The sequence below is a fragment of the uncultured Tissierella sp. genome, assembly GCF_902479755.1.
Classification (GTDB): Bacteria; Bacillota; Clostridia; order Tissierellales; family Tissierellaceae; genus Tissierella; species Tissierella carlieri.
The window spans coordinates 1-11,518 of sequence record NZ_CABSQO010000066.1 but is presented as its reverse complement, the minus strand read 5'-3'; the positions used below and the strand labels follow the sequence as shown (position 1 = coordinate 11,518).

15 protein-coding genes are annotated in these 11,518 nt (G+C 31.9%); 7 read left to right on the top strand and 8 right to left on the bottom strand.

What is annotated here, in order from left to right; all coding sequences use genetic code 11:
* Positions 1-353 precede the first annotated feature (353 nt).
* The 5 genes from RDK80_RS19300 to RDK80_RS19280 are packed head-to-tail and all read left to right on the top strand — an operon-like array spanning position 354 to position 5,304.
* Positions 354-2,699: a xanthine dehydrogenase family protein molybdopterin-binding subunit gene (locus tag RDK80_RS19300; protein ID WP_216561214.1), complete on the top strand. Its 2,346-nt coding sequence runs from the start codon at positions 354-356 to the stop codon at positions 2,697-2,699.
* A complete protein-coding gene (locus RDK80_RS19295; protein ID WP_216561216.1) occupies positions 2,686-3,522 on the top strand; it encodes a xanthine dehydrogenase family protein subunit M in 837 nt (278 codons plus the stop codon). Before RDK80_RS19300 ends, RDK80_RS19295 begins: the two co-directional genes overlap by 14 nt.
* Positions 3,523-3,993 (top strand): (2Fe-2S)-binding protein, encoded by a 471-nt coding sequence (locus RDK80_RS19290; RefSeq protein ID WP_216561218.1) that lies wholly within the window; start codon positions 3,523-3,525, stop codon positions 3,991-3,993.
* 17 nt (positions 3,994-4,010) lie between these two features.
* Positions 4,011-4,586: an NTP transferase domain-containing protein gene (locus RDK80_RS19285; RefSeq protein ID WP_216561219.1), complete on the top strand. Its 576-nt coding sequence runs from the start codon at positions 4,011-4,013 to the stop codon at positions 4,584-4,586.
* A 34-nt stretch (positions 4,587-4,620) separates the two neighbouring features.
* Positions 4,621-5,304: a zinc dependent phospholipase C family protein gene (locus tag RDK80_RS19280; RefSeq protein WP_308525226.1), complete on the top strand. Its 684-nt coding sequence runs from the start codon at positions 4,621-4,623 to the stop codon at positions 5,302-5,304.
* A gap of 124 nt (positions 5,305-5,428) precedes the next feature.
* On the opposite strand, the gene RDK80_RS19275 is transcribed toward RDK80_RS19280, so the two are convergent.
* The 5 genes from RDK80_RS19275 to nadE form a co-directional block, all read right to left on the bottom strand.
* Complete coding sequence (locus RDK80_RS19275; RefSeq protein ID WP_216561221.1) at positions 5,429-5,701, bottom strand: hypothetical protein; 273 nt, start codon at positions 5,699-5,701, stop codon at positions 5,429-5,431.
* 444 nt (positions 5,702-6,145) lie between these two features.
* Positions 6,146-6,871, bottom strand: coding sequence for an MBL fold metallo-hydrolase (locus RDK80_RS19270; protein ID WP_308525225.1), 726 nt, complete (start codon positions 6,869-6,871; stop codon positions 6,146-6,148).
* A gap of 320 nt (positions 6,872-7,191) precedes the next feature.
* Positions 7,192-7,326, bottom strand: a complete 135-nt coding sequence (locus RDK80_RS19265) for a hypothetical protein (protein WP_276515596.1) — start codon at positions 7,324-7,326, stop codon at positions 7,192-7,194.
* 149 nt (positions 7,327-7,475) lie between these two features.
* The gene (locus RDK80_RS19260; protein WP_216561225.1) at positions 7,476-8,213 is read right to left on the bottom strand and encodes a YebC/PmpR family DNA-binding transcriptional regulator; all 738 of its coding nucleotides are present in this window, start codon (positions 8,211-8,213) and stop codon (positions 7,476-7,478) included.
* Positions 8,214-8,359: 146 nt separating this feature from the next.
* Positions 8,360-9,079: an NAD(+) synthase gene (gene nadE, locus RDK80_RS19255; protein ID WP_216561227.1), complete on the bottom strand. Its 720-nt coding sequence runs from the start codon at positions 9,077-9,079 to the stop codon at positions 8,360-8,362.
* A gap of 99 nt (positions 9,080-9,178) precedes the next feature.
* Between nadE and RDK80_RS19250 the strand changes: the two genes are divergently transcribed.
* Together RDK80_RS19250 and RDK80_RS19245 are read left to right on the top strand one after the other, a co-directional pair.
* Positions 9,179-9,538 (top strand): sulfite exporter TauE/SafE family protein, encoded by a 360-nt coding sequence (locus RDK80_RS19250; protein WP_094904265.1) that lies wholly within the window; start codon positions 9,179-9,181, stop codon positions 9,536-9,538.
* Positions 9,535-9,885, top strand: coding sequence for a sulfite exporter TauE/SafE family protein (locus RDK80_RS19245; protein WP_094904264.1), 351 nt, complete (start codon positions 9,535-9,537; stop codon positions 9,883-9,885). Before RDK80_RS19250 ends, RDK80_RS19245 begins: the two co-directional genes overlap by 4 nt.
* Positions 9,886-9,900: 15 nt before the next feature.
* Here RDK80_RS19245 and RDK80_RS19240 read toward each other — a convergent pair whose 3' ends face one another.
* The 3 genes from RDK80_RS19240 to RDK80_RS19230 are packed head-to-tail and all read right to left on the bottom strand — an operon-like array spanning position 9,901 to position 11,495.
* Positions 9,901-10,302 (bottom strand): CoA-binding protein, encoded by a 402-nt coding sequence (locus RDK80_RS19240; RefSeq protein ID WP_094904263.1) that lies wholly within the window; start codon positions 10,300-10,302, stop codon positions 9,901-9,903.
* 53 nt (positions 10,303-10,355) lie between these two features.
* Complete coding sequence (locus RDK80_RS19235; RefSeq protein ID WP_308525224.1) at positions 10,356-11,003, bottom strand: YigZ family protein; 648 nt, start codon at positions 11,001-11,003, stop codon at positions 10,356-10,358.
* 48 nt (positions 11,004-11,051) lie between these two features.
* Positions 11,052-11,495: an NUDIX hydrolase gene (locus RDK80_RS19230; protein WP_094904261.1), complete on the bottom strand. Its 444-nt coding sequence runs from the start codon at positions 11,493-11,495 to the stop codon at positions 11,052-11,054.
* Between the last annotated feature and the right edge of the window lie 23 nt (positions 11,496-11,518).

The window sequence follows — 11,518 nt, the reverse complement described above, 5'->3', positions numbered from 1 at the left end:
TAATCACCAAGGCAAAATAAATTAAATTATTTCTTGACATTTAATAGCTGGTCTTTTCATAATTCTATGCTTATATAGTTCTATACTTATTATGTTTAATACTTATTCTTTTATACGAATATCTAGTTATTCAATTGCATTTTTTATAACCCATTAGGAAAGCTTCAACTTGTCTCTGATTCTTTGAAAAGAGCTTAACCTCAATAAATTTAAAAGAAGTTACTAAATTAATGTTTTAATAAAAACTTTTTATTTTCAAGGGTAGTTGAAATCATAGACTTTTGAATACTTTAACTTTACATGGCAATAATATTTTAGTAATAATAATTTTACATAAGTAGGAGGAAAGTTCTATGCCCAATATGAAAAGGATCGGAGTCAGCACCATACGAAAAGAAGCTTGGGATAAAGTTACAGGTACTGGAAAGTACAATGGCGACACCTTAACTCCTGAAACTTTACATGGAAGAATATTAACAAGCACTCATGCCCATGCCATTATAAAATCCATCAATATTGAAGAAGCTTTAAAGTCAAAAGGTGTTCAAGCCATAATTACTGGTGATTATACACCTGTATTAGTTGGATCTATTATCAATGATAGACCACCTATTGCAAAGGATAAAGTTAGATATTTTGGTGAGCCTGTGGCAATAGTTGTAGCAAATAGCGAACAAGAAGCTGCGAAAGCTCTAAAACTTATTAAAATAGAATATGAACCACTACCTATAGTTAATTCCATATCTGATGCCTTAAAGCCAAATGCTCCTCTTGTACATGAAAATCTAGGATATTATTATTGTCCTGATACTCGAGTATATCCTGTATCTCATACAAATATAGCAGATCATGTGAAGATAAGAAAAGGCAATATGGAGGTTGCTTGGGGAGAGTCTGATATTGTTATTGAATCTGAATTTTTCCTTCCACAGTCAGACCACTTAGCTATGGAAACTAGAAATTCTAATGCTCAGATATTACCAAATGGAAATACAATTATACACACATCAACACAAGGTCCCTTTGCAGTTAAAGAAGAAATAAGTACTCAATATCAAAGCTCTGAGGGTAATGTTATAGTTCGTGTTCCATTAGTAGGAGGTGGATTTGGCGGGAAGGCTAGTGTACAAATGGAATTTCTTGCATATCTTGCCTCTTCCGCAGTTGGCGGTAGAATGGTTAGAATGGCAAGCCCTAGGGAAGAAGATATATCCACTTGGCCATCTAATATTGGAACTAAAGCTAAGCTTAAATTAGGGGCAACAAATGATGGTAAAATTAAGGCATTAGAATGTCTATACTATGTTGATTGTGGGGCATATACTGGGACTGGTCCTCGTATGGCAAAATCCATGGCCACTAACTGTTCTGGTCCATACAATATTGAAAATATTCATTGTGATTCTTATAGTATCTATACTAACCACTGTTATGTTACATCATATCGTGGTTTCGGCCATGTACAGCTTACTTTTCCCATTGAAAGAATCATTGATAAACTAGCATTAGCACTGAACATGGATCCCTTTGATATCAGAATGAAAAATGCAATAACAGAAGGAGATACCTCACCTACACAAGCCAAGATAACACTTAGCAATGTGGGAAATCTCAAAGCTTGCCTTAACAAATTAAAAGAGAGTATTAATTGGGAAGAAGGTCAATTGATAAAAACTGAAAAAAATACCATTATAGCTAAAGGTATTTCATGCTTCTGGAAATCTCCTAATTCTCCTACTAATGCTACTTCTGGTGCCGTGCTTACATTGAATGCCGACGGTAGTATTAATCTAAACTTTGGGGCTACCGAAATTGGACCTGGTATGAAGACGACTTTAGCTCAAATACTTGCAGAGAAAATGAAAATGGACATAAATGATATTCACGTCTATATGGATGTAGATACTCAGATAAGCCCTAAGCATTGGAAAACTGTTGCAAGCATGACAACATTTATGGTTGGAAATGCTGTTATAAATGCCGCAGATGATTTGATAAGACAATTGAAGGAAGTAGGTGCTGCGGCTTTAAAATGCTCTCCTGATGATTTAGACATAGAGGAACAAAAAGTATATTCAAAAGATGATCCTACTAAATTCATTGGATTTAAGAATTTAGTACATGGCTACAAATATCCTAATGGTGAATCCATATATGGTCAGATGATTGGAAAAGGCAATTATATTATGAAACAGTTAACCAAATTAGATAAAGAAACTGGCATAGGTAAACCAGCTGTCTCTTGGTCTGTAGGTGCTCAAGCAGTGGAAATAGAATACAATCCTAAAAATTATTCCTATAGATTGCGAAAGGCCGCTACAGTCATAGATATAGGTAAGGCAATCAATCCTAAGGCTGCAAAGGGAGTAATCATGGGTGGCATGAGTATGGGATTAGGTTTAGCAACTAGAGAGGAGTTTGTCTACAATTCTATGGGCATATTAGAAAATACTTCCTTAAGAACTTATAAACTATTAAGATTTGGAGAAAATCCAGAATATATAGTTGATTTCGTGGAGACACCCGATACAAATGCTCCCTTCGGTATAAGAGGCATAGCAGAACATGGCATACTTGGAATGCCTTCTGCTTTTGCCAATGCACTATCCTTAGCAGCAGAAGCTGAATTTGATACTTTACCTATCTCACCAGAATCCATATGGAAGACTAAGACTGGAGGTAAATATGATACCATTTGATTTTGAATATTATAAGCCAACTACAGTTGAAGAGGCCATAGAACTATTTAATAATCTTATATCCCTTGGCAAAAAGCCCATATATTATGGAGGCGGAACAGAATTTATATCTATGGCGAGGATGTTTAATAGATATGCTGATGCAGTGATAGATATTAAAGGTATTCCAGAATGTAATACATTTGAACTCAAAAACGGTAATTTAATAATTGGCTCTGCTGTAACCTTGACCAATATTGCAGAAAAGAATTATTTTCCGCTTCTTAGCTTAGCAGTTAAAAGAATAGCAGACCATACAATACAGGACAAAATTACATTAGGTGGAAATTTACTGGGCACCATTATATACAAGGAAGCTATTTTACCTCTCTTACTATCTAATAGTAGAGTAGTCATTCAAGGAAATGTATGTAAAAAGACTGTTCAAATAATGGATTTGTTCGATAAAAAACTTCAGCTTTCAGAAGATGAAATTCTAGTTGAAGTAATAATAGATGCAAGATTCCTTTCTCTGCCTTATAGTCATGTGAAAAGAACTAAAAACGAAAAAATAGATTATCCATTAATCACAATGTCCGCATTAAATGATAATGGTAAGGTTCTCGTTGCCTTTAGTGGCTTATGCGAATACCCTGTTAGATCATTGGAAATTGAACGAATCCTAAATGATACTTCAATATCTAGGGATGAAAAAATTAAAAAGTCAATTGAAAATATACCTGGTAAGATACTGAATGATATTAGTGGTTCTTCAGAATATAGAAAATTCATACTGCATGACATGCTATCTGAGTTATTTGATAAATTTAAGGAGGTAGGCTAAATGCTAGAGATACTGAATCCTACTGTTTTAACTTTAAATATAAATGGAGAGGATAGAGAGGTGCTTACGAAGCCTTCTGATACCTTACTGTATACTCTTAGAGCTAAACTAGGTCTTACAGGAACAAAGCCTGGATGTGAAAATGGAGATTGTGGAGCATGTACAGTTCTAGTAGATGATTGGCCTATAAAATCCTGTCTAATGCTCACAGTAGAGGCTATAGGAAAAAAAGTTCTGACTATAGAGGGATTAAAGGACGCACCAATCCAAAAAGCTTTCGTCGAAAACTTTGCTTTTCAGTGTGGCTATTGCACTTCTGGATTTTTAATGGTTTGTCATTCACTATCTAAAATCCACCCTGATGCTAATGATACAGTAATACAAGAATGGCTTCAATCAAACTTATGTAGATGTACAGGATATGCAGAAATTGAAGATGCTATAAAATCTATACTAACTGGCAGAGTTTAGTAATAAAGGAGATAAATATGAATGTTGAAGGAATAGTACTAGCAGCTGGATTATCATCAAGGGTTGGTATAAATAAATTACTATTGGATATTGATGGGAAAACTGTAATAGAACAATGCATTCTTGGAATGTATGATGTATGTTCAAGGATCATAGTTATAGGTGGCCATAAAGTAGAAGATATAAAAAAAATATTATCCAAATATCCCAAGGTTGAGCTAATATATAATCCAGATTATCTAGATGGAATGTTTAGTTCAGTAAAAAAAGGAATATATAATATCAAAGGAGAAAAGTTTTTTCTAACTCCTGGTGATTATCCTATTATTAATAAAAAAACATATAAGGATATGCTAAATATAGATGAGGATATAGTCATTCCAGTCTATAATGGAAAAAGAGGTCATCCATTACTAATGAAATCTTATTTAGTCAATAAACTGCTTAGTAATAATTCTTATAAGACTTTACGAGACTTCATTTCTATTAATAAAACCGCTTTTCTTAATGTTAATGATCTTGGAATATTAATGGATATCGATACCATTGAAGATTATAGTGAAATTAGTAAATTATACATGGTAGGTGATTAAAATAGATTTCATAGAAACAACATATGATTATATTTTGAAAACAGTTTTTGGTATTGCGAATCCCATAAAAAAATCAATTATGAAAACTCATTGTAAAGTTCATAAGTTTATTAATATCCATGCTTTAAATATTCTCAAAAATGACAAATACTTAGCAGAGTATAATTTCTTTAGCAGCTTTGTTCTGGACATGAATCAAGGTGCTGTATGGGCAGATCAAGATTTCAAAAGCTCTAACCATTTCTACAATCCTTATAAAAAAAGAGGATTATATGGAAGAAGGTCCGCCATGGACTTAGGTATAGACTATTATCAAGAAGCCCTATCTTTATGGGCTAAGGGAGAATTTAATAAATCATTATTTTATCTAGGGGCTACTTTGCATATTATTCAAGATATGACCATCCCTCAGCACGCTAATATTCGTTTATTAGATGATCACCATCAGTATGAATCATATGTTAAACATACCTATGAATATATTAAAGAATTTCAAGTTGATAAGGGAACATATCTTCTAGATTCTATTGAAGATTACATAAGATTTAATTCAAGAGTAGCTCTTAAAATCTATAGAAGATTTAAAAAAATTCCCGATGATGAAAGTCGCTTCTATCGAATTAGTAGATGTGGTCTTCCATTAGCAGAAAGAACTACTGCTGGAGCGATGATTATATTTTATAACGATATTTTCTCAAATGAAAAATTTAAAAATTAAAAAGTAGAAATAAAAGAAGTTTAATTTACTATCTCGTTCACATGGAGATAAGAAATGTTTTAAAACTTCAAAATATTTATTAAGGTAAAAATATAAGATGTAAAATGGCTAGCCATTTTACATCTTATATTAATCTTAGTATCTGTTGTATAATAACATTAACTATCCCATATTCTACTATTGTTACTATAATACAAATAGCAATAAAAAAGCCTAATTTAAATTCTCCAAATTGATCTTTCCAATATTCTCTCCTAAATAATGATATAATATCTGGCGTAAATGAATACCTTAAAGATTCATTAAAATCATCAAGATCAGTAAAAATAAACTTAAATATAAATTTGTATACAGTAAAAATATTAATTATTATTAAGGCAACTATGATAATTCCCATGATTCCACCTCTCTTTATTATCCCTCTCTAAATTATATTCTGTGTTTCATTAAAGCCCCCTTCTATTTTACAGAAAATTCAAAGAAATTCTCTTCATTGCATTTATTTTCCTCTAGTATTTTCCATGTATAATATTCCTTATGTAATATTGTTAATAGAGATTATAACAGATTTTATCATTAAATAAAATCTATACTCTGCTTTTATTTTTATTCATTATTAACTCTGTTATATTAGGTCTGCTCGTAGATGTTAACTAATATTATCGAATATTTAAAACAATTATGAATAGGTTAAATTGCATAAAAGATCCCTCAAATTTAAATCTGAGGGAAATTAAAACTCAATCAATATCTATTTCTTATTTATCATATCCTTACACTTCACATAGCTTCAGAGAATAAAATATATGTCATTATTAGATAAAATGCTTATAATATAAAGCTATCCCAATTTAGATAATTCTTCTCTTAAATATGCAATTACCTCATCTTTATTCTGTGGTTCATCATGTCCTAAAACATAGGTATCAAAATCAATTTCTTCTAATAAAGCAATCAATTTAACAAGTTTTTTCTTATCATATTTTCCATTATTATTGTAGTAATCCGCACAATCAGCATCTCCAATAAAAACTGTTCTTTCCTCAGGTACATATGCTAAAACAGAATCACTGGAATGGGTTGCTTCAATTTCCCTCAATTCACAATGGACACCACCTAAATCCAGAATAATCTGACCATGGAATTCTATATCTGCCTTAACTACTTTTATTTCATTTCTATCATAATATTCCAATCTAATGCAGCGATCACACGTTTCAATATCATCACCACTTTGCAGACGCCTTGACATATCTTCATCTGCCCATTTCCATTTTTCTACTTCGCCCAGTTTTAAGTTTGTCAAAGAACCAGCTATTGTTTTTCCTGTTACTACATGCATTCCAAAAGTATGATCCCAGTGCCAATGTGTAATTACAGTGTAGTCTGGTAGCTTTAATCCTGCTTCTTCAATTGCACAATAAAATTTCTTAACATGCTTCTCTGAATTGCCTGCATCTACTACTAAGGAATATTTATCTCCTTTTACATATCCAAGTACGGGTCTGTCAGTTTCCTGTTCAGAAGGTAAATAGTAAATTCTATCTGATATTTTCTTTAATACCATCATTAACTCCACCTTTCCAGCAATAATTCTTCATTTGATACATTATTATAGCATAAAGGCATAATTATAACCATAAATACTATCTATAGATGGCTATGTTACCTTGAGACGCTTAGAGAGACTCGAAATCCCAGAAACTTGTTTGGAAGTTATGAAAATTAAAGATTAAGATCCTGAACTATAAAAGCATTTTCTAAGGCCTTTATAGCCGATTTGGTATCCATATTTTTGAATATAAAGTATCTATAGAAGCTAGGCAACACAGATTATCTTTAATTATATGAATATAGTTAAATATGTTTTCTAGTCAACTTTTCTAACTATGTAATGCTAAATCCGTCTTTAAGAAACTTAAATAGCCTTAAGTTACTATTTCTATAACCCTTGATGGTTCTAGGAGATAACCCTCTCATTTTACAATCATAAATAAACTCTTTTAATACATCTTCTAACAATATAAAAATACCCTCCTCATATGTTGTTATCCATATAAAAAGGGCATTTGGAATGTCGGTAATTCAATTATGGCTTTTTAAGTCGTATATCACAACCCAAAGGGTTTTCTACTGACTTTTCATAAGTTCAAGCCCTACAACCATTAAGATTACTCTTCCTCTGGCATCTCCCAGTTATGGTATACTTCTTGAACATCGTCGTTATCTTCAAGCATATCTATTAGTTTTTGCATATTCTTGATATCATCTGGATTAGTTAAAGCTACTGTATTTTGTGGTATATAAGTAAGTTCAGCTACAGCAAATTCGTATCCTGCCTCTTTTAGTCCATCTTTTACCGTATTAAAATCTTCTGGACTAGTGATAACTTCAAATCCTTCGTCTTCTGATATAAAATCTTCAGCACCTAAGTCGATTGCAAGCATAGTTAATTCGTCTTCATCTATAGAATCGGTTCTTTCTATCGCTAACATACCTTTTTTATCAAACATAAAAGTAACGCAACCTGATTGCCCCATATTTCCGCCACCTTTGTCAAAGGCATGCCTTACATCTGGTGCTGTTCTATTTCTATTATCTGTTAGGCACTCCGCAAATACTGCTATCCCGCCTGGACCATAGCCTTCATAGATAATTTCTTCAAAATTATCTGCTCCTAACTCTCCTGAACCTTTTTTAATTGCTCTTTCTATATTGTCATTTGGCATATTTTCTGCCTTCGCTTTATCTATGGCCGCTTTTAATGCTGGGTTATAATCTGGATCCGATCCACCTTCTTTTGCTGCCACCATAATATATCTACCTAATTTTGTAAAGATTTTTGCTCTTTTGGCATCTTCTTTACCTTTTTTATTCTTAATGTTATTCCATTTAGAATGTCCTGCCATAAAATTTCACTCCCTTTATAGTATTGCCCTATCTATTCTAGCATAATATTATGCTTATTGCATTATATTTATTAATTTTTTATCATTTACAAGGTATAGGCAGCCAAACTAGCCCTGCTGTAGTGAATATGCAGGTTTACCTTCTGCTACTTTCTAAATATTGGTGGATAAACTCTTTTGTGTTCACTAATAGTATTCATTCTTTTAATTTTCTCTACTATTTCCTTTGGTCCTTCACCAGTTTTAATATAATTGTCTAGTATATTATACGAAAATCCCATTTCACTTTCATCAGTTTGATTAGCCCATAATCCCGCAGTTGGCGGCTTCTCTATTATAATATCAGGTATACCTAAAACTTTAGCTAATTCTCTGATTTCAGATTTTACAAAGGAAGCTAAAGGTAATAAGTCAACTCCACTATCTCCGTGTTTAGTAAAGTATCCTACAGTAAATTCAGATTTGTTACTTGAACCTACTACTAAATAATTATTATTTTGGGCAAAGTAATATAAGGTCGTCATTCTAAGTCTTGGTTTTAAATTAGATATAGCCATCTTATTCTTATTTTCTACTGTCATAGAATTAAGTAATACATCAAAAGAATTAGATAAATCAACCCTTGCAGTCTTTAAGTTTAGTTTTTCAGCTACCAGCACACCATGTTCTTCATCTATAGGATCACTATGACAAGGCATGATAATTCCTAATGAATTATCAGGAAATGCCTTTTTAGCTATTCCAGCTATAACAGCTGAATCTATCCCTCCACTTAATCCAAAAACTAATCCCTCTGCCTTTGCTTCCTTTACCTTTTCTTTCAACCACTCTACTAACTTATCTACAGTTAAATTTATATTTTCCATTTTTTCCCCTCCAAATAATTAGTAAAATTTCATCATATGTATATCTTCTCTATAATTGGTGAGATTAATCATAATGATTATAACATAAAGGAGTAGTTTATGGATAAAAATAAGATGAAATTAATATCTATAGGTTTAGTGACTGGACTAATCAATGGCTTATTTGGTTCTGGAGGTGGAACCATTGTAGTACCTGCATTAGTATTTTTACTTGGAATAGATGATTATAAGGCACATGCCACAGCAATATCTATAATTCTACCATTATCAATTATATCCACTATAATATATTTTGCAAATAGCTCTATTCCATTTAAAGTAGTTATCCCTGTAACAATTGGTGGCATGGTAGGATCTTATATTGGTGCAAAAACTTTAAATAAAATTCCTATCAATATATTAAGAAAAATATTCGGTAGCGTAATTATTTATACTGCCATAAGGATGATTTGGAAATGATTTTAACTTTAATTGGCTTTTTATCAGGTATAATTAGTGGAATGGGTATAGGTGGAGGCACAATCCTTATACCTTCTTTGGTTATATTCAACAACATGAGGCAGCAATATGCTCAAGGAGTTAATTTAATAGTATTTCTCCCTGTAGCTATTATCGCCTTAATCACTCACTATAAAAAAGGAAATATCGATTTCTCATTCGCTAAATTGATTATCCTAGGAGGTATAGCCGGAGCTATTATAGGCTCAATTTTGGCTATGAAGATTGAACCGTCAAAATTAAAAAAGTTTTTTGGAGTTTTTTTACTAATAGTAGGTACTTATGAGTTAATTAAAAAGAAAGAATAGGTCAAGATTCTAGACCTATTCTTCTCTTCTTAAAGTAGCATAAACACAATCATCATACAATATTTTCAGTTCTAACTCTCTTGCTTTATTTAAGACCTCGTCGTTATATGTGCCTGGCTGAAACCATATATATTCAATTCCTGCAGCCTTTGCTTCATCTAATGTTTGTATAGCTATCTTTGGTGGTACAACCATGTCAAGAACATCAATTTTCTTTGGCAGCTCCTTAACTGAATGATAGATTGTATCTCCTTCAATCTCTTCATAATTTGGATTTACTCCATAGGTTTCATATTTATGTTCCTTTAATTTTTTCCATATTTTATAGCCATATTTATCCTTATTTGCCGTTACACCTGCTACTACCCATACTTTTTTACTAAGCATTTCTTCTTTTATTTGAGACATATTATTCATCTTATCACCATCCCATATAAGATTATACCCTGATTACTCTTTATTAACCTAATTTAAATAAATCTTTTTCCGTCTTTTATAGGTATATATTCTTCATCTAGAGTTTCTAATATGATATTTCCATTTGCTATATCTGTCATTGTCTTCTGAAAACTTCCAATCTTCGCATCTTCTATGTAAACAAAGATATTAACTGCATCATCAAATACTGACTCATCTACTATATATCCTTCATTCATAAGATAATTTTCTATTCTTCCATATAAAGTATAGTCAATTCTAATTTTTATTCTACTATGAAGAACCATATCTACTATCGTTCCTGCGTCTAGACCAATCTTCGCACCTCTTGTATAAGCTCGAATAAGTCCACCTGTACCTAATTTAATTCCTCCAAAATACCTAGTTACAACAACTACTACATTTCTTAGATTCTCCTTCTTTATAACTTCTAAGACAGGTATTCCTGCAGTACCAGAAGGTTCCCCATCATCACTAAACCTCTGGGTATTGCTGTCTTTACCAAGAACATAAGCGTATACATTATGAGTAGCATCTCTATGTTTTGTTTTTATCTTTTCTATAAATCCTAGGGCTTCTTCTTCAGTTTCTATGGGCATAGCATAACCAATAAATCTAGATTTGTTGATGATTGTTTCTTCTTCTCCATAAGTATATATAGTTCTATAAATCTTATCCATAAAATCTTCCTCTCACTAAAAAAATAAGGAGATATAATCTCCTATTCTTTAAGCATAGTTTAGTTTTTGTTCGTAATCCTTGAATTCTAAATATCTTTTATAGGCTAAACTAACTAAAGATTTATCTTGACTATAAGTGATCATATCAATAGCCTTTTCTATCGGATAGAATCCTCCCTCTTTAAAACCTTCCTCTAAATTTATGGAGTGCTCTTCATTCTTTGACTCCATTATATACCATATAATTTTATTACAAACTGCTTGATGTCTTGTAAATGAATAAAACTCATAAGCAGTTTCTCCAGCAGAGGAAACAATCTTAGGCTTATTTACACCTGTCTCATATTCAACTCTATTTATAGCTGTTTCTGGAGGTAATTGCTCACCTCTAATTTTTCCTTTTGGCAATACCCATTCATCTTTGTCATTTTTTAATATAAACACTTTGCTGTCTTTAAATACAACTCCACCAGCACAGTTCCTTATTATCATTAGTACCAACTCCCTTTCTTATT

Coding starts and splice junctions, on each gene's coding strand:
- RDK80_RS19300 (WP_216561214.1), top strand. CDS start 354: ATGCCCAATATGAAAAGGATCGGAGTCAGCACCATACGAAAAGAAGCT.
- RDK80_RS19295 (WP_216561216.1), top strand. CDS start 2,686: ATGATACCATTTGATTTTGAATATTATAAGCCAACTACAGTTGAAGAG.
- RDK80_RS19290 (WP_216561218.1), top strand. CDS start 3,523: ATGCTAGAGATACTGAATCCTACTGTTTTAACTTTAAATATAAATGGA.
- RDK80_RS19285 (WP_216561219.1), top strand. CDS start 4,011: ATGAATGTTGAAGGAATAGTACTAGCAGCTGGATTATCATCAAGGGTT.
- RDK80_RS19275 (WP_216561221.1), bottom strand. CDS start 5,701: ATGGGAATTATCATAGTTGCCTTAATAATAATTAATATTTTTACTGTA.
- RDK80_RS19270 (WP_308525225.1), bottom strand. CDS start 6,871: ATGGTATTAAAGAAAATATCAGATAGAATTTACTATTTACCTTCTGAA.
- RDK80_RS19260 (WP_216561225.1), bottom strand. CDS start 8,213: ATGGCAGGACATTCTAAATGGAATAACATTAAGAATAAAAAAGGTAAA.
- nadE (WP_216561227.1), bottom strand. CDS start 9,079: ATGGAAAATATAAATTTAACTGTAGATAAGTTAGTAGAGTGGTTGAAA.
- RDK80_RS19250 (WP_094904265.1), top strand. CDS start 9,179: ATGGATAAAAATAAGATGAAATTAATATCTATAGGTTTAGTGACTGGA.
- RDK80_RS19245 (WP_094904264.1), top strand. CDS start 9,535: ATGATTTTAACTTTAATTGGCTTTTTATCAGGTATAATTAGTGGAATG.
- RDK80_RS19240 (WP_094904263.1), bottom strand. CDS start 10,302: ATGAATAATATGTCTCAAATAAAAGAAGAAATGCTTAGTAAAAAAGTA.
- RDK80_RS19235 (WP_308525224.1), bottom strand. CDS start 11,003: ATGGATAAGATTTATAGAACTATATATACTTATGGAGAAGAAGAAACA.
- RDK80_RS19230 (WP_094904261.1), bottom strand. CDS start 11,495: ATGATAATAAGGAACTGTGCTGGTGGAGTTGTATTTAAAGACAGCAAA.